The organism is Agrococcus versicolor (assembly GCF_039531815.1).
In the GTDB taxonomy this organism is placed as follows: domain Bacteria; phylum Actinomycetota; class Actinomycetes; order Actinomycetales; family Microbacteriaceae; genus Agrococcus; species Agrococcus versicolor.
This window is the reverse complement of the sequence record NZ_BAAAQT010000001.1, coordinates 57,394-80,372: the sequence shown is the minus strand read 5'-3', so window position 1 is coordinate 80,372 and position 22,979 is coordinate 57,394. Positions and strand designations below refer to the sequence as shown.

Annotated in this window: 24 protein-coding genes and 1 pseudogene; 14 read left to right on the top strand and 11 right to left on the bottom strand. The window is 74.1% G+C overall.

Features of this window, described 5'->3' with window-relative positions:
• Nucleotides 1-143: 143 nt before the first annotated feature.
• Nucleotides 144-2,333 (top strand): DUF11 domain-containing protein, encoded by a 2,190-nt coding sequence (locus ABD249_RS00440; RefSeq protein WP_344339207.1) that lies wholly within the window; start codon nucleotides 144-146, stop codon nucleotides 2,331-2,333.
• A gap of 46 nt (nucleotides 2,334-2,379) precedes the next feature.
• Here ABD249_RS00440 and ABD249_RS00435 read toward each other — a convergent pair whose 3' ends face one another.
• The 5 genes from ABD249_RS00435 to ABD249_RS00415 all read right to left on the bottom strand — a co-directional run bounded on the left by ABD249_RS00435 (nucleotide 2,380) and on the right by ABD249_RS00415 (nucleotide 7,226).
• Nucleotides 2,380-2,817 carry a YbhB/YbcL family Raf kinase inhibitor-like protein gene (locus ABD249_RS00435; RefSeq protein WP_344339205.1) on the bottom strand — a complete coding sequence of 146 codons (438 nt, stop codon included), beginning with the start codon at nucleotides 2,815-2,817 and terminating at the stop codon, nucleotides 2,380-2,382.
• Between the two features lie 164 nt (nucleotides 2,818-2,981).
• Nucleotides 2,982-4,451: an MFS transporter gene (locus ABD249_RS00430; RefSeq protein ID WP_344339203.1), complete on the bottom strand. Its 1,470-nt coding sequence runs from the start codon at nucleotides 4,449-4,451 to the stop codon at nucleotides 2,982-2,984.
• A 56-nt stretch (nucleotides 4,452-4,507) separates the two neighbouring features.
• Entirely contained in the window at nucleotides 4,508-4,903 is a 396-nt protein-coding gene (locus tag ABD249_RS00425) for a phage holin family protein (RefSeq protein ID WP_344339201.1), read from the bottom strand.
• Nucleotides 4,904-5,230: 327 nt separating this feature from the next.
• Nucleotides 5,231-6,733: a catalase gene (locus ABD249_RS00420; protein WP_344339198.1), complete on the bottom strand. Its 1,503-nt coding sequence runs from the start codon at nucleotides 6,731-6,733 to the stop codon at nucleotides 5,231-5,233.
• Nucleotides 6,734-6,824: 91 nt separating this feature from the next.
• Nucleotides 6,825-7,226 carry a Fur family transcriptional regulator gene (locus ABD249_RS00415; protein ID WP_344339848.1) on the bottom strand — a complete coding sequence of 134 codons (402 nt, stop codon included), beginning with the start codon at nucleotides 7,224-7,226 and terminating at the stop codon, nucleotides 6,825-6,827.
• Between the two features lie 144 nt (nucleotides 7,227-7,370).
• On the opposite strand from ABD249_RS00415, the gene ABD249_RS00410 reads away from it, so the two are divergent.
• Nucleotides 7,371-8,186 (top strand): IclR family transcriptional regulator, encoded by an 816-nt coding sequence (locus tag ABD249_RS00410; RefSeq protein WP_344339196.1) that lies wholly within the window; start codon nucleotides 7,371-7,373, stop codon nucleotides 8,184-8,186.
• Nucleotides 8,187-8,241: 55 nt separating this feature from the next.
• On the opposite strand, the gene ABD249_RS00405 is transcribed toward ABD249_RS00410, so the two are convergent.
• The gene (locus tag ABD249_RS00405) at nucleotides 8,242-9,273 is read right to left on the bottom strand and encodes an NAD(P)-dependent alcohol dehydrogenase (protein ID WP_344339194.1); all 1,032 of its coding nucleotides are present in this window, start codon (nucleotides 9,271-9,273) and stop codon (nucleotides 8,242-8,244) included.
• Nucleotides 9,274-9,533: 260 nt separating this feature from the next.
• Between ABD249_RS00405 and ABD249_RS00400 the strand changes: the two genes are divergently transcribed.
• The 5 genes from ABD249_RS00400 (at nucleotide 9,534) to ABD249_RS00380 (ending at nucleotide 12,637) form a co-directional block, all read left to right on the top strand.
• Nucleotides 9,534-10,019 (top strand): Hsp20/alpha crystallin family protein, encoded by a 486-nt coding sequence (locus tag ABD249_RS00400; protein WP_344339192.1) that lies wholly within the window; start codon nucleotides 9,534-9,536, stop codon nucleotides 10,017-10,019.
• A 185-nt stretch (nucleotides 10,020-10,204) separates the two neighbouring features.
• A complete protein-coding gene (locus ABD249_RS00395) occupies nucleotides 10,205-10,390 on the top strand; it encodes a hypothetical protein (protein WP_344339190.1) in 186 nt (61 codons plus the stop codon).
• Between the two features lie 62 nt (nucleotides 10,391-10,452).
• The gene (locus ABD249_RS00390) at nucleotides 10,453-11,097 is read left to right on the top strand and encodes a TetR/AcrR family transcriptional regulator (RefSeq protein WP_344339188.1); all 645 of its coding nucleotides are present in this window, start codon (nucleotides 10,453-10,455) and stop codon (nucleotides 11,095-11,097) included.
• 133 nt (nucleotides 11,098-11,230) lie between these two features.
• Entirely contained in the window at nucleotides 11,231-11,854 is a 624-nt protein-coding gene (locus ABD249_RS00385; protein ID WP_344339185.1) for a TetR/AcrR family transcriptional regulator, read from the top strand.
• A 72-nt stretch (nucleotides 11,855-11,926) separates the two neighbouring features.
• Entirely contained in the window at nucleotides 11,927-12,637 is a 711-nt protein-coding gene (locus tag ABD249_RS00380; protein WP_344339183.1) for a ZIP family metal transporter, read from the top strand.
• Between the two features lie 4 nt (nucleotides 12,638-12,641).
• Here the strand turns inward: ABD249_RS00380 and ABD249_RS00375 are convergent, their stop codons facing one another.
• Nucleotides 12,642-12,977, bottom strand: coding sequence for a DUF7882 family protein (locus tag ABD249_RS00375; RefSeq protein WP_344339181.1), 336 nt, complete (start codon nucleotides 12,975-12,977; stop codon nucleotides 12,642-12,644).
• Between the two features lie 144 nt (nucleotides 12,978-13,121).
• On the opposite strand from ABD249_RS00375, the gene ABD249_RS00370 reads away from it, so the two are divergent.
• The gene (locus ABD249_RS00370) at nucleotides 13,122-13,409 is read left to right on the top strand and encodes a DUF7882 family protein (protein WP_344339179.1); all 288 of its coding nucleotides are present in this window, start codon (nucleotides 13,122-13,124) and stop codon (nucleotides 13,407-13,409) included.
• Nucleotides 13,410-13,432: 23 nt separating this feature from the next.
• Here the strand turns inward: ABD249_RS00370 and ABD249_RS00365 are convergent, their stop codons facing one another.
• On the bottom strand, nucleotides 13,433-14,377 hold the full coding sequence (locus ABD249_RS00365; RefSeq protein ID WP_344339177.1) for a quinone oxidoreductase family protein: 945 nt from the start codon (nucleotides 14,375-14,377) through the stop codon (nucleotides 13,433-13,435).
• Nucleotides 14,378-14,514: 137 nt separating this feature from the next.
• Here ABD249_RS00365 and ABD249_RS00360 point away from each other — a divergent pair, with 137 nt between their 5' ends.
• Complete coding sequence (locus ABD249_RS00360) at nucleotides 14,515-15,351, top strand: PhzF family phenazine biosynthesis protein (RefSeq protein WP_344339175.1); 837 nt, start codon at nucleotides 14,515-14,517, stop codon at nucleotides 15,349-15,351.
• 118 nt (nucleotides 15,352-15,469) lie between these two features.
• Here the strand turns inward: ABD249_RS00360 and ABD249_RS00355 are convergent, their stop codons facing one another.
• Complete coding sequence (locus ABD249_RS00355; RefSeq protein WP_344339173.1) at nucleotides 15,470-15,820, bottom strand: hypothetical protein; 351 nt, start codon at nucleotides 15,818-15,820, stop codon at nucleotides 15,470-15,472.
• Nucleotides 15,821-16,026: 206 nt separating this feature from the next.
• A complete protein-coding gene (locus ABD249_RS00350) occupies nucleotides 16,027-17,910 on the bottom strand; it encodes a glycogen debranching N-terminal domain-containing protein (protein WP_344339171.1) in 1,884 nt (627 codons plus the stop codon).
• Nucleotides 17,911-18,037: 127 nt separating this feature from the next.
• On the opposite strand from ABD249_RS00350, the gene ABD249_RS00345 reads away from it, so the two are divergent.
• The 5 genes from ABD249_RS00345 (at nucleotide 18,038) to ABD249_RS00325 (ending at nucleotide 22,734) form a co-directional block, all read left to right on the top strand.
• A complete protein-coding gene (locus ABD249_RS00345; protein ID WP_344339169.1) occupies nucleotides 18,038-19,048 on the top strand; it encodes a LacI family DNA-binding transcriptional regulator in 1,011 nt (336 codons plus the stop codon).
• Nucleotides 19,045-20,280, top strand: a complete 1,236-nt coding sequence (locus ABD249_RS00340) for a sugar ABC transporter substrate-binding protein (protein WP_344339167.1) — start codon at nucleotides 19,045-19,047, stop codon at nucleotides 20,278-20,280. The genes ABD249_RS00345 and ABD249_RS00340 overlap by 4 nt, the downstream gene beginning before the upstream one ends.
• Nucleotides 20,281-20,282: 2 nt before the next feature.
• Nucleotides 20,283-21,452, top strand: coding sequence for a carbohydrate ABC transporter permease (locus ABD249_RS00335; protein WP_344339165.1), 1,170 nt, complete (start codon nucleotides 20,283-20,285; stop codon nucleotides 21,450-21,452).
• A complete protein-coding gene (locus ABD249_RS00330) occupies nucleotides 21,449-22,282 on the top strand; it encodes a carbohydrate ABC transporter permease (RefSeq protein ID WP_344339163.1) in 834 nt (277 codons plus the stop codon). The genes ABD249_RS00335 and ABD249_RS00330 overlap by 4 nt, the downstream gene beginning before the upstream one ends.
• 77 nt (nucleotides 22,283-22,359) lie before the next feature.
• The gene (locus ABD249_RS00325) at nucleotides 22,360-22,734 is read left to right on the top strand and encodes a hypothetical protein (RefSeq protein WP_344339161.1); all 375 of its coding nucleotides are present in this window, start codon (nucleotides 22,360-22,362) and stop codon (nucleotides 22,732-22,734) included.
• A gap of 3 nt (nucleotides 22,735-22,737) precedes the next feature.
• Here the strand turns inward: ABD249_RS00325 and ABD249_RS00320 are convergent.
• A pseudogene (locus ABD249_RS00320) lies at nucleotides 22,738-22,979 on the bottom strand (hypothetical protein); the annotation flags it as partial.

Sequence of the window (22,979 nt, the reverse complement as noted above, 5' to 3'; positions counted from 1 at the left end):
CCGGGCCCGTCGTCGTGCGTGGCCGGGGTGCTGGCGTCCCGGGCGACGCCGTCCTGCGCCGAGCTCTCCACAGGCTCCACGTCGGCGCCGATGCCGCTGCCTCCTGCCTCCGTACCGTCGCGGCGGCACATGAAGGAGGCCCCATGCGACAGCGAGCGCGCACGATCACCGACGAGGCACGACGACACGCGAGAGGCGCGGGCGAGCGGCCCCGCGCGCGAGGCGGGTGGCCGGCGGCCGCGGTCGCCGCGACGACGCTCGGCCTGCTGCTGGCGGGCGCGGGCGGCGCGGCGGCGTGGTCGACGACCGAGCCGCACGACGTGCCCGGGCCCGCCACGACGACGCTGCCGGGCACGCTCCTCGAGGGCGGCTCGACCGACGGCGGCACGACGACCCTGCTGGCGTACGCGGCGGCGGGCGACGAGGTGGTCGCCCGCCTGGCGACGACGAGTCGCACCCCGGCCGGCGCACGCGTCGTCGTGACGGATCCGACCGGTGCCGTCGTCCACGACGACGCCGCCCCCGCCGCCGTCGGCGGCACGCATCTCGGCGGCACGTGGGTCGCCGGGGCCGAGGGCGTGTGGAGCATCGCGGTGCAGGATCCGGATCCCGGCTCGGGCGACGGGGCCGCGCTGTCGTGGGACGTCGGCGTCGTGCGCGACGGCGCGTCGATCCCCGGTCGCGTGTGGACGGAGTCGCTCGCGATCCACACCTCCGCCGTCACGTCGCTCGTCGTGCACGCGGCGGCGCCCGATGGTGCCGTCTACCGCGTGCGGCTCGACGGGTACGACGGCATCGACTCGACGCTGCGGATGAACGACGTCGGCAACGCCGCCGCCTTCACCTGCGAGCCGGCGGGGCGCTCGGTGCCCATGCCGCGCTCGCCCGAGGCCGACGGTGCAGGCGCGGCCTACTGGCAGCCGTCGAGCGCCGACTGCGACGGGCTCACCGCCTACCGGCTCTTCCTCGACCCGCCCGCGCCCGACCTCCCCGCGTCGACGCAGGCCTGGGCCGACCGTCGCACCGAGGGCACCTGGCTGCGGGCCGACTACCGCTCGCCGAGCATCGATGCGCTCGCCTTCGCGCGGCAGGGCTCGGCCTCGAACGCGGGCGAGCTCACGGGCGTGCTCGCGGGGCAGCCGGGCGTCGTGCGGGTCGAGGTCGACGCCGACGGCGACGGGGGCTTCGACGGCCCGGCCGACGTCGTCGACGAGGTCGCCGTGCTCGAGCCCGGCGCGTTCTCCTGGCGCTGGGACGGCGTCGACGCCACCGGGCACGAGGTGCCGACGACGGCGACGGGCGTCGTCGTCCGCGCGACGATGGCGCAGGTCTCGCCGCTGCACTTCCTGCGCATCGACGCGGAGACCAGCACCGGCGGCATCGAGGTCGAGACCCTCACGGGGCCGGCTCCGGGCATCGCGTCCCTGCACTGGGACGACACGATGCTCGAGCCCTCGAGCGATCGGCGGTGGTCGCGCACGCCGTCGCTGATCGGCAGCGATCCGGCGACGACGTCGGCAGGCGGCGTGCACGGCTGGGAGGCCGGTGGCGAGCGGCCCAACCAGAACGACGGGATCGCCGGCTCATGGGGCGACCTGCGCTCGATCGACGACTGGGCGTCCATCGTCGACCACGCGGAGGCGACGGTCGCGGTGCCTGCGCTCGCCGACCTGCGCATCGACAAGCGCGTCGACGCGGAGGCGACGCTCGCGCTCGACGGCAGCTCGGCGAGCGTGCGATGGACGATCGAGGTCGGCAACCTCGGTGCGGTCGACGCGAGCGGGACCGTCGTCGCCGACGCGTATCCCGCCGAGCTCGACGTCGCCTCGATCGTCGCCGAGACGCCGACGCGCGGCACGTTCGACGCGGCGACGGGCGTGTGGACCGTCGGCACGCTCGAGCCTGGCGCCGTCGCGTCGCTGACGTTCCAGGGCACGATCGCGACGACGCCCGGGGCTGCGGCGACGGTCGCGAACGCCGCCACGGTCACGAGCCCGCAGTCGCCCGCCGTGCCCGGCTCGTGCGAGCCGAACGACGACCTCGCGAGCGACGCGGACCGGTGCGACGTCGTCGAGACGCCGCTGACGCCGACCCCGCAGCCCGCGACGCCCGCCGTCGCACCCGCCGATCCGTCGACCCCGGCCGCCTCGACCCCGGCCGCCTCGACCCCGGCGCCGCCCGCGCCGGCTCGCGACGCGACCGCGGCGCCTGCGGCGCTCGGCCTGCCGCGGACGGGCGGTGGCGTGGAGGCGCCCGCCCTCATCGGCGGCGCGCTCGCCATCGCGCTCGGGCTCGGAGCGCTGCTGGTGCGTCACCGCATCCGCAGGTCGTGACGGCATGACGCGGGCCCTGGCTCGGGCCGGGGCCCGCGTGCGTCGGTCAGCGCGAGAAGGTGCCGACGACGCGTGCCTGCTCGAGGATCGAGCCGCCATCGCGATCGAGGAACGCCTCGCGCGTCGGCTCGCCCGACACCGGGGCCGACAGCGCGTAGACCCAGGCGTAGTACCGGTGCGTGCCGTGGCCGGCGGGCGGCTGCGGACCGTACCAGCCGGGCTCGCCCGCCGTCGTCGGCGCGGCGCGCCCGACCGAGGGGTCGATGGGCCCGTCCTGCGCGGGCAGTCCGTAGACGACCCAGTGCGTGAAGCCGCGCACCATCGGTGCGTCGGGGTCGTGCACGACGAGCGCGAGCTCGACGGCATCCTCGGGCACGCCGGTGACGGAGAACGCGGGCACCTCGTTGCCGCCGTCCTTCGACAGCCGCTCGGGCATCGGCCCGTCGGGCTCGTAGTCGTCCGTCGAGATCCTCAGGTCTGCCACGTGCGGTCCCATGCGCGTCCTCTCCCGTCGCGCGTGTGCGCGACCCGTCCATCCTCCGCCGACGCGAACGTCGGCGCACGGGCTTGCGCGAGCGCGTCCCGGCGGTCGTGGACGCGTGCCGATCCCGGGCCCTGCGGCCGATGCGGGACGGGCGGGAGCAGCGGCTACGGCGTGGGCGTGCGCGCGTCGTACTCGAGGAAGGTGCCCTGCATGCGCGTGACGAGCACGACGAGCGCGACGATGAGCAGCCCACCGAGCAGCGGAGGGAACCAGAGGGCGAGGAGGGAGGCCGTCAGCCCCGCGTACAGGTCGCCGAGGCGTGGCCCGCCGGCGACGACGATGGTGAAGACGCCCTGCAGGCGTCCGCGCATCTCGTCGGGGGCCGCCTGCAGCAGCATCGTCGAGCGGAAGATCGCGCTGATCTCGTCGCTCGCGCCCATGCCGGCCATCGCGAGGCACGCGAGCACGAGCGCAGGCCATGCGACGCCGTCGAGCTGGTCGGTCACGGGCACGCCGACGAGCGTCGTGCCGAGCAGCACGAGCCCGAGCAGCGCTGCGGCGGTGCCGTAGACCATGATCGCCCGCTGCACCGCGAGCCCGTGCCGGTGCACCTGCGCGACGGGTCCCGACAGGATGCTCGCGACGAGGGTGCCGACGGCGCCGGCGGCCGTGAGCACGCCGACCGTGATGGGCCCGCCACCGATGACGAGCGCGCCGACTGCGGGGAACAGCACGTTCGCACGTCCGAAGAGCATCGCGATGATGTCGACGACGAACGACATGCGGATGTTGGGCGCGCCGCGCAGGAAGCGCATCCCGTCGCGCAGCGACTGCAGGCCGGGCTTCGCCACCTGGCCGATCGGCGGCATCGCGGGCAGCCCGAGGATGCCGACGAACGCGACGGAGAAGAGCACGGCGTCGACCGCGAACGTCAGCGGCAGCCCGACGGTGGCGGCGAGGACGCCGGCGAGCGCCGGCCCGATCGTCACCATGCTGCCCACGGCGATGCCGTTGAGCGCCGCGGCCCGGGAGATGAGGTGCGCGGGGACGATGCGTGGCGTGATGGCGCTGCGCGTCGCACCCGACACGGTCGCCGCGACGGCGTTGACGGTCGCGAGCACGTAGAACGGCCACACCTCGACGCGCTGCCCGGCGTCGAGCGCCCACGCGTCGTACGCCGACGCCGCGACGATGCCGAGCACCGACAGCCAGCCGATCGTCGCGGAGACGAGCAGCACGCGCTTGCGGTCGAAGGCGTCGGCGAGCATGCCGCCCCACAGGCCGGCGACGATCATGGGGAGGAGCCCGATGGGGCCGACGAGCGAGACCGCGAGCGTCGACTCGGTGATGTCGTAGATCTGCAGGCCCACGGCGACGACCGTGACCATCGAGCCGATGCCCGAGATCGCGTTCGCCGTCCAGAGGCGCGCGAACGCCGGCGACGCGCGCAGCGGCTCGAGGTCGACGAAGCGCTTCCGGCGCGGCTCGGGCTGGATGGGGCCGGGCTGCGCCGTCGCGTCGGCGCTCGCCCCGATGCCCGCCTGCTGGTCGGCGGCCGCCGCGGCGTCCGCTCCGACCGGAGGGACGATGGGCACGCGCCCCGTCGTGGGGTCGCCGCCGGAGTCCATCGTCATCGGATCGAGCCTAGGCGAGCGCCGACCGGCGCGAGACCCCGTGGCGCGACGGGCCGCTACGCGTCGTTGCCGTCGAGGGTGCTGCGCACGCGGCGGCGGGCGTCGCCGATCGCGTCCTTCGGCACGGGCGGCGCGCCCGAGCGCAGGCGTCGCACGCCGATGGCGACGACGATGGCGGCCGCGACCGCGAGAACCCCCACGACCGCGGCGATGGCCGCCCACCACGGCAGCACGTCGGCGAGCGCGACCGTCGTCGTGACGGCGAGGGTGATGAGCGCGACGAGCGCGAGCACGCCGCCGACGGCGAGGAGCACGATGCCGGTACGTGCCTCGCGCGTGCGGGCGACGACCTCCTCGCGCGCGTTGCCGACCTCCTCCTGCACGATCGAGGCGAGCCGGCGAGGCACGCGTCGCACGAGGTCGAGGGGCGAGCGGCGGGCGCGCTCAGCCACGACGACGGCCCGTCTGCCCGGCGTCGCCGCCGCGGCCCCCACGACGACCGAGGATGCGCTTGACCACGAAGGTCGCGATGACGGTGAGGATGCGAGGGAGCACGGTGTCCTTTCGACGATGTGCGGCGGCGCGATGCCGCCCGGTCCGAGCGTCGGACCGGCGAGCCCGAGGCTCGGGCTCGCAGGGAGACGTCGTCAGCGGGCGATTCGTCACGGGATCGGCCGACGGATGTCCCCGCCGCCTCCTCCGGCCCGCGTGCGGACGGCCCCGCACCCACGAGGTGTGCGGGGCCGCCCGGCGCTCGGGAGCGCGGCGCGAGACCGGCCTCAGCCGACGGGCGCCGGCGCCGGCGTCTCGACGAGCGTCGACTTCGGGTCGACGATCTCGGGCAGTCGCGTCGCGACCTGCGCGCCGAGCCAGGCGTCGACGTTCGTCCAGTACTCGATGACGCGGGCGCGGATCTCGGGGATGCGCACCTTCGAGACGTGGCCGACGATGTTGCCGACGAGTCGCTCGCGCGCGGCGTCTTCGAGCACGTCGCGCACGAGCGTGCCCGCCTGGCCGAAGTCGTCGTCCTCAGGGTGCAGCGTCGCGGCCGAGCGGATGAGCTCGCCGTCCGACTGCCAGCCGCGGTCGTCGCCGTGCGCCTCGGGGTCGGCGTGCGGGCCGCCGAACGAGTTGGGCGCGTAGACCGGCTGCGCGGGCGAGCGGAAGCCGTGCCGCAGCGCGCCGTCCTTCGAGTACGACTCGACGTCCGCCGCGTGCGGGCGGTTGACGGGCAGCTCGGCGTGGTTCGTGCCGACGCGGTATCGGTGGGCGTCCGCGTAGGAGAAGATGCGCGCCTGCAGCATCTTGTCGGGGCTGGCAGCGATGCCAGGCACGAAGTTCGACGGGGCGAACGTCGCCTGCTCGATCTCGGCGAAGTAGTTCTGCGGGTTGCGGTTCAGCTCCATGCGGCCGACCTCGACGAGCGGGTAGTCGCTCTTGGGCCACACCTTCGTGAGGTCGAACGGGTTGAAGCGGTACGTCGCGGCGTCCTCGTACGGCATGACCTGCACGTGCAGGGTCCACGACGGGGTGTCGCCACCGTCGATGGCCTCGTAGAGGTCGCGGATGTAGTAGTCGGCGTCCGAGCCGGCGAGCTGGTCGGCCTGCTCCTGGGGCATGAAGTCGTTGCCCTGATCCGTCTCGAAGTGGTACTTCACCCAGAAGCGCTCGCCGGCGGCGTTGATCCACTGGTAGGTGTGCGACCCGAAGCCGTCCATGTGGCGCCACGACGCGGGGAGGCCGCGGTCGCCCATGAGCCAGGTGACCTGGTGGGCCGACTCGGGCTGCAGGGTCCAGAAGTCCCACTGCATGTCGTGGTCGCGGAGGTTGCTGCCCGGCAGGCGCTTCTGCGAGCGGATGAAGTCGGGGAACTTGATGCCGTCCTTGATGAAGAAGACGGGCGTGTTGTTGCCGACGAGGTCGTAGTTGCCCTCGGTCGTGTAGAACTTCAGCGCGAAGCCGCGGGGGTCGCGCCACGTGTCGGGGCTGCCCTGCTCGCCGGCGACGGACGAGAAGCGCGCGAGCATCTCGGTCTCGGTGCCGGACTGGAACACCGCGGCGCGCGTGTACGCGGACACGTCGTTCGTGACGGTGAAGGTGCCGAACGCGCCGCCACCCTTGGCGTGCACGACGCGCTCGGGCACGCGCTCGCGGTTGAACTGCGCGAGCTTCTCGACGAGGTAGTGATCGGTGAGCGCGATGGCGCCGTCGGCGCCGACGGACTGGGAGTGCTGGTCGCTCGCGACCGGGGCTCCGGAGTTGGTGGTGGTCCGATGGGTCATGATGCTGCCTGCTTCCTCGTGGGGATGGGTCGGTCGGTTCGGAGGGGACGGCGATGCTCGCCCGCCGGGGTCGACGGACGGCGAGCGGCCGTCAGCGCTCGGTCGCGGCGCACGCGGCGCACAGCCCCCAGAACGTCACCTCGGCCTGCATGACCGCGAATCCCGCGGGTGCGGGCGCATGGAGGCAGGGGGCCTCGCCGGTGACGCAGTCGACGTCCTCGACGCGGCCGCAGCGCGAGCACACCGCGTGGTGGTGGTTGTCGTCGACGCGCAGCTCGTACCGGGCGGCCGAGCGCGCGGGCTGGAAGCGTCGCAGCACGCCGGCCTCGTGGAGGGCGGCGAGCACGTTGTGCACGGACTGCAGCGAGATGCTGGGCTCGGCGGAAGCCATGGCGCGGTGGATGGCGTCGGCGTCGGCGTGGGGCTGCGCCGCGAGGACGTCGAGCACCGCGAGGCGACCGCGCGTGACGCGCAGCCCGCGCGTGCGCAGCATGCCCTCGTGCGCCACGCGTCGTTCGAGCGCACCGGAACCCGCTGCGGGGGCGGTCGCGACGAGGTCCATGTCCCCACACTGTCGCATCATCGTGAACGACTCAAGTCTTCCGCGTGTCGTGCGCCGTCGCGCCATGATCGGACCATGGCAGATGACGACGTCGATCGCAGCGGTGCCGCACCGGCGGCGCGCGACGCCGGCGTGCAGACCGTCGCACGCACCCTCGCGATCCTCGAGGTCGTCGCCGGACGCGGTGGCGCGACCGCCCGCGAGGTGTCGCAGGCCCTCGGCTATCCGCTGCCCACCGTCTACCGGCTCCTGCAGGCGCTCGTGCAGGCCGACTACCTCGTGCACATGCGCGGCGAGCGCCGCTTCGAGCTCGGCTACGCGTTCGACCGGCTGGGTGCCGCGCTGCACCGGCAGGTGGGCGTGCCGGCCCCCGTGCGCGGCGAGGTGGCCCGACTCCACGAGCAGGCCTCGGCGGCGGCGTACCTCGCGGTCTACCGCGGCGCCGACGTGGTCGTCGCCCACGTCGTCGACTGCTCCGACCACCCGCGGCTCACGCCGCTGGCCTTCGGCTTCCACGAGGCGGCGCACGCGACGGCGTTCGGCAAGATCATGCTCGCGGCGATGGCGCCCGAGGCGGTCGACGAGTACCTCGAGGTGCACGGGATGCAGCGGATGACCCACGCGACGATGGGCACGCGCGAGCAGCTCGACGCGCACCTCGCGACCGTGTCGCGGCGCGGCATCGCATGGGAGCGGGAGGAGTTCGTGCCCGGCATGACGTGCGCCGCCGTCGGCGTGCGCGACGCCGCGGGCGCCGTCGTCGGCGCCGTCGCGATCAGCGCCCCCTCGGAGACGGTCGACGCGCAGCGCGAGCACTGCATCGAGCGACTGCTGCGCGACGCGGCGAGCGACGTGAGCAGGCACTACCGGCTGCGCGGCTCGGCGGCGTGATGGCCCCGGCCGCTCGCCGGCGGCGAGCGGCGAGCGGCCGGGACCGGGCCGCGGCCTACGGCACGAGGATGCCGCGCCCGATGAGCCTGCCCGCCTCGAGGTCGTGGATCGCGTCGTGCACCGCGTCCAGCGGGTACACGGCGGTGTGCAGCTGCACGCGGCCCTGGGCGGTGAGCGTCATGAGCTCGACGAGGTCGTTGTACGTGCCGACGAGGTTGCCGATGACGTTGATCTCGCGCGAGATGATCTCGATCGTCGGGATGCGCACCTCGCCGCCGTAGCCGATGACGTAGTGCGAGCCCCGGTTGCGCAGCAGCCGCGTCGCGAGCAGCTCGGCACCGCGCTCGCCGACGTAGTCGAAGAGGATGTGCGCGCCGCCGCCGGTGATGTCGAGCACCTGCTTCGCGACGGCGTCGTCGTCGTCCGTCGACAGGACGGTGTGGTGGGCGCCCAGCTGCGCCGCGAGCTCGAGCGCCTGCTCGCTGCGATCCACGACCGTGATCTCGGCGCTCGTGATCGCCGCGAGCGTCTGGATGCCGATGTGGCCGAGGCCGCCCGCGCCGACGACGACGGCGTGCGAGCCGGGGAAGAGCAGCGGCGCCGCCTTGCGGACCGCGTGGTAGGCGGTGAGCCCGGCGTCGGCGAGCGCCGCGACGTCCTTCGGGTCGACCCCTGCATCGAGCCGCACGACCGCGCGTGCGTTCGTGCGCAGCTGCTGCGCCATGCCGCCGTCGGCGTTGATCCCGGGGAAGCTCGCGTGCTCGCAGTGCGAGTCCTGGCCGACGCGGCACGCGGGGCACAGGCCGCAGCTCGTGAGCGGATGCATGATGACCGTGTCGCCCACCGCGACGTTCGACACGGCGCTGCCGACCTCGCGCACGGTGCCGGCGTTCTCGTGCCCGAGGATGTACGGCAGGCTCGGGTGCTGGATCGGATCCCACTGCCCCTCGATGATGTGCAGGTCGGTGCGGCACAGACCCGCGGCCCCGACGTCGACGATGACGTCCCAGGGGCCGGAGATCGTGGGCTCCGGCACGTCGTCGATGCTCGGATCCGTGCCGTACTCGTGCAGTCGGACAGCCTTCACTGCGTACCTCCTCGTCGAGGTCGGCCCAGGGGCCGACGCGGTGCGACGAGCATGCCCGCAGCCCCCTCGACGCGCCAGCGGCGCTCTCGCATCGTGAGAGGGCCGCTCCTCTCAGCGATCTCGCAGGCGCGACAATTGGCACTCTCATGGTGAGAGTGCCAGAATCGAGTCGCCTCTCGGGCACGGCCCGAGGGCGATCGCCACGACACCTGGCTCGCCGCACAGGGCAGCGAGCCGCTTGCTCGAAGGAGGTGGTTGTCATGGCTCTGACCTTCGACCCGTTCCGCGAGATGGATCGCATGGCCGCACGCCTGCTGACCAGCGGAGGCACCCAGCGCAGCGCGAGCTGGATGCCGATGGATCTCTACCGCGTCGACGAGCACTACGTCGTGCACGTCGACCTGCCGGGCGTCGACCCGGGATCCATCGACCTCGACGTCGACGCGACGACGCTCACCATCCAGGCCGAGCGCACGCTCGGCGCCGCCGAGGGTGCGCACTGGCTCGCCCAGGAGCGCCCGGCCGGCCGGTTCACGCGCCAGCTGAGCCTCGGCTCGGATCTCGACCTCGACGCCATCCATGCGTCGTACGAGCACGGCGTGCTCACGCTGACGATCCCGGTGGCCGAGCGCTCGAAGCCGCGCAAGATCGCCGTGGAGCACGCAGGCTCCGACCGCGCGCTGGCGCAGGGCGGCACGTCGACGCAGGAGGCGCAGGATGCCGTGGAGGTGGGCAGCGATGCGTGAGCACCGGACCCCCACGACGCTCGAGGACGACGAGCTCGAGCCGACGTTCGGCCGATGGCTGGGGCTCATCAACCACGGCCGCTGACGCGGCATCGCGACGGGGCCGGGCGGCACGTGCCGCCCGGCCCCGTCGCGTGCACCCATGCCCTCTTCCCCTGCACGGCGCGGCGTCGTACGGTCGTGCCATGACGATGCACGAGGGCGTGCGGCCGCCCGCCCCCGACGCCGCCTTCGAGGCCGAGCTCGAGCGAGCGCTCGAGGAGGCGGGCCTGCGCGCCGGCGGCTCCGGCGAGTCGTCGATCGCCTCGGTGGGCGACGACCGCGAGCCCGCGGCGGTCGACGCGGGTGACGTGGCCGCGCTCGACGACTAGGCGGATGCCCTGCCGGCGTGGCTAGGCTCACGAGTCTGCGCATCGCACGACAGGAGACCGCCATGGACGCCACCGAGGCCGAGCCCGGCGCCGCAGCCATGCGCCGGGAGCCGAGCACGGGTCAGGCGGCGGACACGGCGAATCGGCTGCTCGACGCTGCGGCCGCCATCATCGCGGAGCGCGGCATCGATCGCCTGTCGACGACCGACGTCGGCATCCGCGCCGGGACGTCCGTGGGCACGGTCTACCGGTACTTCGAGGACCGCGACGCCCTCATCCGCGCCCTCTACGAGCGCAGCGTCGCCCACGTCCGCCACGCGCTCATCGCCGCCGCGGCCACGTCGCAGGGCACGCTCGAGGCCGACGTGCGCGCGCTGCTCGCCGCCTACCTGCACGAGCACCGCACGCTGCCCGCCTACCAGGCGGTGCGCACGTGGCAGTGGCTGCGCCACGATGCCCACGGCCACCGCACGATCGCCGTCGACCTCTCGGCGCACGACCTGCTGTCGGTCCTCGGACCCCGCTACGGCCTCGCGCTCGACGACGCGCGCAGCGCTCGCATCGCGACCGCCGTGCGCCGCGCCGATGCCCTCGTGCTCGCGGCGTTCCTCGACGAGCCCGACCTCGACGACGCGTCCGCGGTCGAGCTGCTCGCCGCGACCGAGACGATGCTCGTCGCCGCGATCCTCGCCGCGCTCGCCGACTGACCCCGAGCGGACGGCCGTCAGCCACCCGGCGTCCAGTGGCCGCCCCGGGCGCGCGCATGCCGCGCGCGACGCGCGACGCTGGCTAGGCTCGCCATCCGCGGACGTCGCCGACGACGCGGGACGAGAGGTGGCGATGGCAGCGTCCGACGCGTTCGCGCCACCCGAGGCCGCGCCGCCATCCACGACCTCGCTGCGCCTGCTCGACGCCGCGGCCGCCCTCATCGACGAGCGCGGCATCGACCGCATCACGATGACCGACGTCGCCGTGCGCGCCGGCGTCTCGGTCGGCACGGCGTACCGGCACCATGCCGATCGCGACGCGCTGGTGCGTGCGCTCTTCGATCGGCACACGGCGCTCGCGCACCGGATGCTCGTCGAGGCGGCGTCCACGCCGCACGGCAGCCTCGAGTCCGACGTGCGCGCCCTGCTCGACGCGACGCTCCGCGTGCACCGCACCGTGCCCGCCTACCAGGCGGTGCGCACGTGGCAGTGGCTGCGGCCCGAGGCCCGCGGCGACCGGACCGTGGCCGTCGAGGCGCTCGCGGGCGCGCTGTCGGATGTCCTCGCACCGCGCTGGGGCGTCGCCCAGGACGAGGGCCACCGCGAGCGCATCGTCGACGCCATCCGTCGCGCCGACGCGCTCGTCCTCGCGTCGTTCCTCGACGATCCGACGATGGACGACGCCGCGATCGACGGCGTGCTCGCCGCCGTCGAGGCGATGCTCGTGCCGGTGCTGCGCGCCGACGTCGTCGCCTGACGCGCACGCGCCGCGCCAGCGGTTGCGCCGACGCGCGCGAGCGGGCACGCTGACCTGCGTCGAGGAGGAGCCGTGCTCGAGAGCCTGCTGTGGGGTGGCGTCGCCGCCGCGTCGCTGCTCGCCGGCGCCGTGCTCGCCGTGCTGCGCCGGTGGCCGCCGATGCTGCTCGGGCTCGTGCTCGCGTTCGGCGCGGGTGCGCTCATCGCGAGCATCGCGTTCGAGCTCGCCGAGGAGGGCCTGCGCGTCGGCGGAGCCGTGCCGGTGGCCATCGGCCTCGCGCTCGGCGCCGCGACGTTCTTCCTCGCCGATCGACTCGTCGAGCGCATCGGCGCACGCGACCGCGACGGCGGTGCGGGCATGCCGCTCGCGGTCGGCGCGCTGCTCGACGGCATCCCCGAGCAGGCCGTGCTCGGCATCGGCCTCGCGGCCGGCGAGGGCGTGAGCGCGGCGCTCGTCGTCGCGATCGTGCTGTCGAACCTGCCCGAGTCCATCGGCTCGTCGGCCGACATGCTGCGCGCGGGCTCCTCGAGGCGGCACGTGCTGCTGCTGTGGACGGGCGTCGCCATCGCGTGCGCGCTCGCCACGGTCGGCGGCACGCTCGTCGCGGACCTCGCGAGCCCGGCGGTGCAGGCGGGCATCGACGGATTCGCCGCCGGCGCCCTCCTCGTGATGCTCATCGACGCGATGGTGCCCGAGGCGCGCGCGAAGGCGAAGGACTGGGCCGGGCTCGCGACCGTGCTCGGGTTCGCGGTCGCGGCCGGCCTGTCGCTGCTCGGATCCTGACGGATCAGATGGCGGGGACGGGGGCGCCCTCGGCGATGCGCGCCGCCTCCTCCTGCGGGATCAGCACGAGCCCGCGCGGCGTGTTCGACAGCTCGACCATCACGCGCACCCACGTCTCGTCGAGCCGCGGGGCGCGCGAGCCGGAGAAGACGAACTCCATCGGGATGGAGGGCGAGACCCACAGAGAGATGCGGCCGGAGCCTGCCCAGAGGTCGACGATCCACGAGAGCATGAACGACTCGTGCCGTCGGAGCTTCACGATGGCTGCTGCACGCAGGTGCGCGAGCGTCCGATCCTCGATGTCGTAGGACGTTGCCGCTGCGTAGATGAGCCTTCCCATGCGGCGAACCTATGACGCTGCTCGGCGACTGCTTCACGATTCGCAGCATCCCCCACTTCGGACCATTCGGCGTGTCGTCCCATCCGACCGCGGGATCGCTTCGAATCGCTCGGTTGGACATGGCCGACCGAGGGAGGCGCCGACATGGGACGCTTCCATCACGGCGATGCCAGCGAGCCGGTCGACGACGTCGACCTCGCCCACCTCGAGCTCGTCGTCGCCGAGCGTCTCGGCCGCTCGGAGCCGTTCCTCGTGACCGTCGACGACGGCAGCGTCGACGGCGCGACGAGCTACTGGGTGGCCGAGGACTCGCCGCTGCGCTTCGCCTTCGGCTCGCTCGTGCCCGAGAGCGCCATCGACGCGATGCGCCTGCGCATCATGCTCGACGCCGCCGACGGCGACCACGGCCTGCACGTGGCTCGGGCGGCCTAGGCGGGCGCCGCGCGCGTCGCGGGTCAGGGCGCGAGCAGGATCTTGCCGCGCACCTCGTTCGCCACGTTGCGTCGCTGCGCCTCCGCGGCCTCCGCGAGCGGCAGCACCGCCGCGATCTCGACGTCGAACGTGCCGGCCGCGATGCGACCGAGCACGACCTCGTAGGCCTCGGCGCGCAGCTGCCTCGACCGCTCGGACAGCGGCTCCGGCTTGCCGCCCATCCATCCCTGCACGCCCAGGGCCGCGGCGGCGTCGCTCCACACGATCGTGCCGATGCGCTGCGGGTCGGCGACGAGCTGCGCCGAGACGGCCATCGACTCCTCGGTGCCGACGCAGTCGTAGACGACGTCGACGCCGCCCGGTGCCGCCTCGCGGACCCGGTCGAGCAGGCCGGGGCCGTAGGTCACGGGCGTCGCACCCAGCGCGCGCACGCGGTCGTGGTTCGGCTCGCTCGCCGTCGCGACGACCGTCGCGCCCTGCAGCACGGCGAGCTGGATGGCCGCCTGGCCGACCGAGCCCGAGCCCGCGTGCACGAGCAGCGTCTCGCCGGCGCGCAGCTCGAGCTCGACGAGCCCCTGGTAGGCCGTCGAGGCGGGGATGCCGATCGCGGCCGCCTGCTCGAAGGTCACGCCCTCGGGGATGCGGTGCAGCTGCTCGGGCGTCGCGACGACGTGCGTCGCGTAGGCGCCCTGCGCGTGCTGCACGGCCACCCGGTCGCCGACCGTCCACCCCTCGACGCCCTCGCCGACCTCGACGACCTCCCCCGCGGCGTCGCCGCCGGGCACGCGCGGCGTCGTGATCTCCCCGGACGGGCGAGCGCCGGATCGCAGCTTCGAGTCGAGCGGGTTCACGCCCGCCGCGTGCACGTGCACGACGACCTGGCCGGCATCCGCCTCGGGCTGGTCCACGTCCACGAGGTGCAGCACCTCGGGACCGCCGAACTCGGTGTGCTGGATCTGCTGCGCCATGGCTCTCGCTCCTCGTCTCGGTCGCGGCCGGTCGTCGACCGCGTCCAGTCTGTCGCGGATGCACGTGCGCGGCCACGGGTGGAGCGGACGCCGCGGCCTGCCTACGCTGGCGGTGCCGCCACCGCCCGAGGAGCCCCATGCCGCAGCGTCCGTTCGCCCAGGTCGACGTGTTCGGGTCGACGCCGTTCCTCGGCAACCCCGTCGCCGTCGTGCTCGACGCGGAGTGCATCGCCGACGACGAGATGCAGCGCATCGCACGCTGGACCAACCTCTCCGAGACGACGTTCGTGCTGCCGCCGACGCGCGAGGGCGCCGACTACCGGCTGCGCATCCTCACGCCCGGCGGCGAGCTGCCCTTCGCCGGCCACCCGACCCTCGGCTCGGCGGCCGCGTGGCTGCACGCCGGCGGCGTGCCGCAGGGTGCCGACATCGTGCAGGAGTGCGCCGCCGGACTCGTGCGCGTGCGCCGCACGGGTGGGCTGCTGGCGTTCGAGGCGCCGCCGATGGTGCGCTCGGGCCCCATGGACGAGGACGAGGTGGATGCGATCGCCGACGCGTTCGGCATCGCCCGCGAGCGCATCCTCGACCAGGCCTGGATCGACAACGGGCCCGGCTGGTGCATCGTGCGGCTCGCGAGCGCCGACGAGGTGCTGGCGCTCGAGCCCGACCTCGCCCGCATCCCGGACGCGATGGTCGGGGCGATCGGCGCCTACCCGCCCGGCTCGCCGCACGCGTTCGAGCTGCGCTCCTTCGCGCCCGCGATCGGCGTGGCCGAGGACCCGGTGTGCGGCTCGATGAACGCGAGCGCGGCGCAGTGGATGACGGCGGCCGGCATCGCGGCTGCGCCGTACACGGTCTCGCAGGGCGCCCGCCTCGAGCGGGCGGGCGAGATCTCGATCGCGACCGACGCCGATGGCGGCGTGTGGGTCGGCGGCGCGTGCACGGTCGCGATCACGGGGTCGATCGAGGCCTGATCCGGCAGGTCGAGCGCGGTCGGATGCCGTCGCCTCGCCGGGCTCGATCCATCGCCTCGACGTGCGTCGCCGCGGCCGTCGAGCGTCGGCCGCGGTCGCGGTGGGTCGTCAGGTGGGCTCAGGAGCGGGGAGCGAGCGCGTCCCATGCGCGCAGCGACGACGCGATGGCGCGCAGGCGCGTGGCGGTCGCCTGCACGCCGCGGTCGGCGGCGCGCTCCGCCAGCCGCTCGGCGTCGTCGACGGCCCGCCGCCGGCGCAGCGCTGCCGCGTCGTCGCGCGTCCACGTGCGCGCGTCCGCGACGTCGGCCTGCAGCACGGCGAGGTCGGCGAGCAGCTCGACGACCTCGGGCGCGACGTCGTCGCCCCACGGCGGCGTCCAGGGCAGCTCGATCGACGGCGCGAGCCCCTTGGCCTCGCGCTGGATGGTGCGCTCGAGGCGTCCGAGCGCGAGCGCATCGACCATCCGCATGCGCGCCCTCCCGTCGTCGTCGACCGAGCATGGCACGCGGCCGCCGGAGTCGCGCCTGAGCAGCAGGCGAGGTGCGTGATGCACCCGGTGGCTCGCTCAGCCGTGGACGCGGCGGTCGCCCCCGCGCGAGGCCGCCGAGATCACGCGCCAGCGGACCGCCGACCGTCCAGTGCAGCCCACCACCCGCTCAGCCGTGGATCCGGCGGTCAGGGGGCGAGCGCCCGAGCGACCGGCACCACCGCCGCCGCGCTCCACGCCTGCGGGCGGCAGGAGGCGGGATAGGCGACGGGCGCAGGGAGGTCGTCGCCCGAGAGCAGCTCGGGGACGCGCCAGCCGAACGCCTCGGCCGCGTCGAGCAGCCTGGCCGCGAGCGCCGCAGCCTCGGCGTGCAGGCCGGCGCGCAGCATCCCCTCGATCACGACGCCCGTGTCGTGCGGCCAGACCGAGCCGCAGTGGTACGACAGCGGCCAGAACGCACCCTCGTCGGTCGCCATGGTGCGCAGGCCCCAGCGCGAGGCGAAGGCGTCCGTCACCAGCTGCTCGGCGAGCAGCGACTCCTCCGCCGCCGAGAGGATGCCGGTGCCGATGCACTGCCCCATGTTGGACGTGCGGGAGTCGACCGGCCGCCCGGCGCCGTCGAGCGCGATGGCGAGGAAGCGGTGGCCGTCGCGCTCGACCCAGAAGCGGTCGCGGAAGCGCACGGCGAGGTCGGCGGCCCACACGCGCCACGCGTCGCCCGCGCCGTCGCCGTCGAGCGCGTCGAGCAGCTCGGCGCCGCCGACCGCCGCCTCGTGCGCCTGCGCCTGCACCTCCGCGAGCGCGATCGGACCCTCGGCGATCGTGCCGTCGTGGAAGCGGATCGAGTCGCCCGAGTCCTTCCAGCCCTGGTTCGCGAGGCCCGTGCCGAGCTCGTCGCGGTAGTGCAGGAAGCCCGTGCCCGCGGGGTCGCCGTGGTCGCGCATCCACGCGAGCGCGCCCTCGAGCGTGCCGCGCAGCTCGCGCACGTCCTCGAGGCCGATGGCGCCCGCGGCGACGGCGCGGTGCAGCAGCACGATCCACAGCGGCGTCGCGTCGACGGTGCCGTAGTAGACCGGCGGCAGCACGATGCCCTCGCCCGGCATCGTGAAGACGCCGTCGCGGATCTCGTGCAGGATCTTGCCCGGCTGCTCGGCGGATGCCGCGTCGACCTGCGTGCCCTGGAGGCGAGCGAGGGTGCGCAGCGTGCCGAGCGCGAGCCCGTCGTCGACGGGCAGCAGCAGGCGGGCCGCGATGAGGGTGTCGCGGCCGAAGAGCGTGAGGAACCAGGGGGCGCCGGCGGCGAGGAAGGGCTCGTCGCCGTGCCCGGGTCGCGTCATGCGCAGCGCGTCGAGGTCGGCGAGCGCCTCGCGCGCCCATCGGTCGAGCCGCGCGTCGCCCGTGGCCGGCAGGGCGCGCAGCACGGGGTCGCCCTCGTAGGCGGCGACGACCTGGCCGGCGTCCTCGACGCGCAGGCGCAGCGCGACCTCCGCCGAGCCGTGCGCGGGCACGTGCACGGGCCACGTCAGGGCGACGCGGCGGCCGAGCACCGCGACGTCGGCACCGGCGGCATCGAGCTCGAGGGTGCGCGAGCCGTGCGTGGCGACGACGAGGCCGGGATGCTCGGCGAGCGTCGCCTCGACGCCGGAGCGCGTGCCCGACTTCACCGACTGCAGGTCGCTCGAGTCGACGCCCACGACGAACGTCACGGTCGTGTCGACCGCGTGGCCCAGGGCGCTCACGACGGCGACGTGCTCGACGACCGTGCCGGCACCGACGACGCGGCGGCGCTCGATGCGCACGCGCGGATCGGGCGTGGGCCCGTCGTCGATGCCGCGCGCGACGGCGACGAACACCGCCTCGGATGCGGTGGCGGACGCGCCGATCGGCTCGGGCACCTCGCCGCCCACCTCGACGCGCAGCTCGTCGACGACGCGGGCGTCGGCGTGGAAGACGCCGTGGATCGGCATGTCGCCCAGATCGCCCGTCGGCGACGACCAGACCTGCGTCGGCGCGTGGAGCACGACGAGCTCCTCGTGGAGCAGCGGCTGCCTGCCGTGCGCGCTGTGGGTCACCGTCGACCTCCGTGATGCGTAGGGGTGGCGTGCTCCCGAAACCGTACGCTACGGTGCTTGGAACGATCAAATGGATCGATCGAATGCCACCGACGCAGGTGGGATGCGGTGCACGAGGAGGTGCGAGATGCGGGCGACGCTCAGCGACGTGGCCGCCCAGGCGGGCGTCTCGCGCCAGACCGTGTCGAACGCGATCAACACGCCGCGCATCGTCCACCCCGCGACGCTCGAGCGCGTCATGGCCGCCGTCGACGCCCTCGGCTACTCCCCGAACCTCCACGCCCGCCGCCTCCGCACGTCCTCGGCGCGCACGATCGGCGTTCGCCTCGAGCCCGTCGCCGACGGCGTGCACGGCGTGCTGCTCGACCGCTTCCTCCACGCCGTCACCGAGCAGGCCGCGCGCCTCGACCGGCACGTGCTCGTGTTCACCGCCGACGACGCGGACGACGAGGTCGCCACGATCCGCTCGCTCGCGCAGCGCAGCCTGGCCGACGCGTTCGTGCTGACCTCGACCGACCACCGCGACCGTCGCGTCGACGCGCTCGCCGACTCCGGCATCCCCTTCGTCGCGTTCGGCCGCCCGTGGGACGAGGGCGCGGCCCCGCACGCGTGGGTCGACGTCGACGGCCGCGCCGGCACGCGCGAGGCGACCGAGGCGTGCCTCGCGATCGGCGACCGCGTCGCCTTCCTCGGCTGGCCCGACGGCTCGGGCGCCGGCGACGAGCGCCGCGGCGGCTGGCGCGACGCCATGGAGGCCGCGGGCATGCCCGCGAACCTCGACCGCGCCGTCGAGGACGACCCCGCCGAGGCGCAGGACGCCGTCGCCGAGCTGCTCGCCGCCGGCGCCACCGCGATCGTCTGCGCCTCCGACACCCTCGCGCTCGGCGCAATCGGCGCACTCTCGCGCGCCGACGCCGCCGTGCCCGTCGTCGGCTTCGACGACACGGGCGTCGCCGCCGGCCTCGGCTTCTCGAGCGTCGACCAGAGCCTCGGCGACGTCGCCGCCGCCGTCCTCGGGCTGCTGCACGGCGAGCCCGACCACCGACTCGTGACCCCGCGCCTGCACCGGCGCGCACACCCCCGCTGGGGGCTCCCAGCACAGCGATCGGCTGCGGCCGACGGGAAGGATGCATCATGACGCTTCGCAGGAGGCAAGGACGCGCCCTGCAGATCGCCGGGGTCGCGGGCGTCGCGGCGCTCGCGCTCGCAGGCTGCTCGGGCGGCGGCGGAGGCGGAGGCGACGACGCCGAGGCCCTGCAGGTGCTCATCGGCACGTCGGGCGACGCCGAGACGGAGGCCGTGCAGGCCGCGGTCGACGCATGGACCGAGGAGTCGGGCGTGCCCGTCGAGGTCGTCGTCGCATCCGACCTCGGCCAGGAGCTCGCGCAGGGCTTCGCCGGCGACATCCCGCCGGACCTCTTCTACATGTCGTGGGACCAGTTCCAGACGTACGCGGCCGACGACTACCTCGAGCCCTACGCCGCCGGCCTCGACAACGCGGGCGACTTCTACCCGGCGCTCGCCGACACCTTCTCGTACGACGGCGAGCTCGTCTGCGACCCGAAGGACTTCTCGACCCTCGGCCTCGTCATCAACACCGACCTGTGGGCGGCGGCGGGCCTCACCGACGCCGACGTCCCCACCGACTGGGACCAGCTGGCGTCCGTCGCGCAGCGCCTGACGACCGGCGACACCGTCGGTCTGTCGATGGGTGCCGAGTACGCGCGCGTCGGCGTCTTCATGGAGCAGGCTGGCGGTGGCCTCCTCACCGACGACGAGGTGACGGCCGACTCCCCCGAGAACGTCGAGGCGCTCACCTACCTGCAGGGCCTGCTGTCGGCGGGCTCGCTCGCGTGGCCGACCGACCTCGGCGCGGGCTGGGGTGGCGAGGCCTTCGGCAACGGCCAGGCGGCCATGGTGATCGAGGGACCGTGGATCTCGGGTGCGCTCGAGAACGACTTCCCCGACGTGCAGTACACGGTCGCCGAGCTGCCCGCCGGCCCCTCGGGCCAGGGCACGTTCACGTTCTCGAACTGCTGGGGCATCCCGGAGGGCGCCGACACGGCCGACGACGCGACGAGCCTCGTCGAGTTCCTCACGAGCGACGAGCAGCAGCTCGCGTTCTCGGACGCCTTCGGCGTGATCCCCTCGACCGAGACGGCTGCGGCGACGTACGCCGAGACGTACCCGGAGAGCGCGGCGTTCGTCGCCGGTGCCGAGTACGCCGTGAGCCCGATCGCCTTCCCGGGCGCATCGGAGGTCGTGGGCGAGTTCAACACCGTCGTGCCGACGCTCGCGACGGCCGACCCGCAGGAGATCCTCGCGACGCTGCAGGGGCAGCTCGAGGACGCCTACTCCGAGGTGGAGTAGCGATGGCCACGCGTGCTCCCGCGACGGCGCGGGCGCCTCGTCGCGGGAGCACGCGCGACGGCGAGTCGAGGGCGGGATGGCTGTTCATCTCCCCCGCCCTCATCATCGTCGGCGTCTTCCTCATCGCGCCGATCGTGCTCGCGCTGTGGGTGTCGTTCACCGACTGGAACGGCCGCAACTCGCCGCTGTTCAACGACAACGTCGACGTCATCGGCCTCGACAACTACGCGGCGATCACGACCGACGACCGCCTCACGCGCGACCTGTTCGGCCGCGCGATCCGCAACAACCTCTTCTACGTCCTCCTCGTCGTGCCGCTGCAGACGGCCCTCGCGCTCTTCCTCGCGGTGCAGGTCAACCGCAGGCTGCTGAAGGCGAAGGGCTTCTTCCGCACCGCGTTCTACTTCCCGTCGGTGACGTCGTCGATCGCCATCACCGGCGTCTTCCTCTTCCTCTTCCAGGCGTCCGGCGCCGTGAACGCCGTGCTCGCATGGCTGCAGGTCGACGGGCCGAACTGGATGGCGGACCCCCGCGGCATCGTGCACGTCGTCATCGGTGCCTTCGGCGGCGGCGAGCCCGGCGGCTGGGACGCGCCCGGGTTCCTCGGCGTGAGCGCATGGGAGTGGGCCGCCGGCCCGTCGGTCGCGCAGCTCGTGCTCATCGTCATGGCGGTGTTCACCACCTCCGGCACGTTCATGCTGCTGTTCCTCGCCGGCCTGCAGTCGATCGGCGCCGAGGTGGGCGAGGCGGCGCTCATGGACGGCGCGAACGCGCGTCAGTCGTTCTTCAACGTGACGCTGCCGATGCTGCGGCCCGTGCTGTTCACGGTGCTGACGCTCGGCCTCATCGGCACGTGGCAGGTCTTCGACCAGGTGTACCTCACGCGCGGCACCCCCGCGGCGGCCACCCTCACGAGCCCCGCCTACATGGCGTACGACCAGGCGTTCACCGAGAACGAGCCGGGCATCGCCGCGGCGATCGCGTTCGTGCTCTTCCTCATCATCATCGCCTTCTCCCTCCTGCAGCGCTTCGTGCTGTGCGACCGCGACGAGCCGTCGAGGCCGCTGCTGCGTCGGCGAGGGCCGAGGACGATCGCGAGCGCCGACGGCGGCGTCGCGCAGGGCACCGCCCGGCTGAGAGCCGGGCCCACGGAGAGGGGGACGGGCGGATGAGGCAGCGTCTGAGCGCCGGCCTCGTCGCCGGCTACGTCGTGCTGGTGCTGCTGGCCGTCGCGTACCTGTACCCGTTCCTCATCTCGGTCGCGTCGTCGTTCAAGACCGACGGGGAGGCCGTGGCCGAGCCGCTCTCGCTCATCCCGCAGACGCCGACGTTCGCCGCCTACGAGCGGCTGTTCACCGGCACCGACATCGGCCTGTGGGGCGTGAACTCGGTGTTCGTCACGCTCTGCGTGACGCTCGGACGCGTGTTCTTCGACTCCCTCGCCGGCTACGCGCTCTCGCGCCTGCGCTTCCGCGGACGGTCGGCGATGTTCGGCCTGTTCATCGGCGTCATGGCCGTGCCGACGGTCGTGCTCATGGTGCCGCGGTTCCTCGTGCTCAAGGAGCTCGCGCTCTACGACACGTATGCGGGCATGATCATCCCGCTCCTCGCGGACGCGGCGGGCATCTTCATCATGAAGCAGTTCTTCGACTCGATCCCCGTCTCGATCGAGGAGGCCGCGCGCATCGACGGCGCGGGCGTGTTCCGCACCTTCTGGTCGGTGACCCTGCCGATGGCGGCGCCGGCGCTCGTGACGCTGACGATCCTGTCGTTCCAGGGATCGTGGAACGAGTTCGCGCACTTCGTCGTCTCGCGGCAGAGCCCCGAGCTCAACACGCTCACCACGGGAGTCGCGTCGCTCGTCTCGGGGCAGCTGGGCTCGGGCAGCCAGTTCCCCCTGAAGCTCGCGGCGGCGGTGCTCATGACCATCCCGGTCGCGCTCGTGTTCTTCGTCTTCCAGCGGCGCATCATGTCGACGACGGAGGGCGGGGAGAAGGGGTAGGCGCCGCCCCGCCGGTCAGGACGGCGTGCGACGAGCATCGAGGGATGCGGACACGGCGGACACGGCGGATGCGGCGGATGCGACGGGCGCGCTGGGCGCTCGGGGCGTTGCTGGCGGCCGACGTCGCATGCTCGGCAGCCCAGGTCGTCGCGAGCGTGCTCGCCAGGCCCGGGTCGCGTGCGCCGCTCGCCGCGACCGCTGCGATCTCGGCCGTCGGCGTGGGCTCGGCAGCGCCCGTGCTGCTGCGGGCGATGCGCCGCGTCGGACGACGCGACGCGACCCGCGCGCTCCGCACGGTCGGCGCGGGCCTCGCCTTCCACACGGCGGGCTGCGCGGCCGTGCTGCCGACCGCGCGCGGTCGGCAGCGCCTGCTCGTCGCTGCCGTCCTCGCGGGCGGCGACGTCATCACCCTCGGCTACCGCCGCGAGCTGCGTCGCCTCGTGCGCCGCTGACGCTCACGCCTGCGGGTGCAGCACCGCCCGCACGCAGCCGTCCGTCTTGTCCTTGAACATCGCGTACGCCTTCGCGCCGTCGTCGAGCGCCATCGGATGCGTCATGAGGTGCTCCGTGGGGATCTCGCCCGCGGCCATGCGCTCGAGCAGCATCGGGATCCACCGCTGCCCGTGCTGCTGCGAGCCGCGCAGCGTGGGCACGACCGCGTCCGGTGCGACGACGGGCGCCACGGCGCAGCCGCCCA

Excerpts from the sequence above, each read along its gene's own strand:
- ABD249_RS00325 (WP_344339161.1), top strand. The coding sequence starts at position 22,360 with ATGCGACGGGCGCGCTGGGCGCTCGGGGCGTTGCTGGCGGCCGACGTC.
- ABD249_RS00330 (WP_344339163.1), top strand. The coding sequence starts at position 21,449 with ATGAGGCAGCGTCTGAGCGCCGGCCTCGTCGCCGGCTACGTCGTGCTG.
- ABD249_RS00375 (WP_344339181.1), bottom strand. The coding sequence starts at position 12,977 with ATGGGAAGGCTCATCTACGCAGCGGCAACGTCCTACGACATCGAGGAT.
- ABD249_RS00415 (WP_344339848.1), bottom strand. The coding sequence starts at position 7,226 with ATGCTGCGCACGCGCGGGCTGCGCGTCACGCGCGGTCGCCTCGCGGTG.
- ABD249_RS00340 (WP_344339167.1), top strand. The coding sequence starts at position 19,045 with ATGACGCTTCGCAGGAGGCAAGGACGCGCCCTGCAGATCGCCGGGGTC.
- ABD249_RS00395 (WP_344339190.1), top strand. The coding sequence starts at position 10,205 with ATGACGATGCACGAGGGCGTGCGGCCGCCCGCCCCCGACGCCGCCTTC.
- ABD249_RS00410 (WP_344339196.1), top strand. The coding sequence starts at position 7,371 with ATGGCAGATGACGACGTCGATCGCAGCGGTGCCGCACCGGCGGCGCGC.
- ABD249_RS00355 (WP_344339173.1), bottom strand. The coding sequence starts at position 15,820 with ATGCGGATGGTCGATGCGCTCGCGCTCGGACGCCTCGAGCGCACCATC.
- ABD249_RS00385 (WP_344339185.1), top strand. The coding sequence starts at position 11,231 with ATGGCAGCGTCCGACGCGTTCGCGCCACCCGAGGCCGCGCCGCCATCC.
- ABD249_RS00365 (WP_344339177.1), bottom strand. The coding sequence starts at position 14,377 with ATGGCGCAGCAGATCCAGCACACCGAGTTCGGCGGTCCCGAGGTGCTG.
- ABD249_RS00370 (WP_344339179.1), top strand. The coding sequence starts at position 13,122 with ATGGGACGCTTCCATCACGGCGATGCCAGCGAGCCGGTCGACGACGTC.
- ABD249_RS00430 (WP_344339203.1), bottom strand. The coding sequence starts at position 4,451 with ATGACGATGGACTCCGGCGGCGACCCCACGACGGGGCGCGTGCCCATC.
- ABD249_RS00420 (WP_344339198.1), bottom strand. The coding sequence starts at position 6,733 with ATGACCCATCGGACCACCACCAACTCCGGAGCCCCGGTCGCGAGCGAC.
- ABD249_RS00440 (WP_344339207.1), top strand. The coding sequence starts at position 144 with ATGCGACAGCGAGCGCGCACGATCACCGACGAGGCACGACGACACGCG.
- ABD249_RS00400 (WP_344339192.1), top strand. The coding sequence starts at position 9,534 with ATGGCTCTGACCTTCGACCCGTTCCGCGAGATGGATCGCATGGCCGCA.
- ABD249_RS00335 (WP_344339165.1), top strand. The coding sequence starts at position 20,283 with ATGGCCACGCGTGCTCCCGCGACGGCGCGGGCGCCTCGTCGCGGGAGC.
- ABD249_RS00390 (WP_344339188.1), top strand. The coding sequence starts at position 10,453 with ATGGACGCCACCGAGGCCGAGCCCGGCGCCGCAGCCATGCGCCGGGAG.
- ABD249_RS00345 (WP_344339169.1), top strand. The coding sequence starts at position 18,038 with ATGCGGGCGACGCTCAGCGACGTGGCCGCCCAGGCGGGCGTCTCGCGC.
- ABD249_RS00360 (WP_344339175.1), top strand. The coding sequence starts at position 14,515 with ATGCCGCAGCGTCCGTTCGCCCAGGTCGACGTGTTCGGGTCGACGCCG.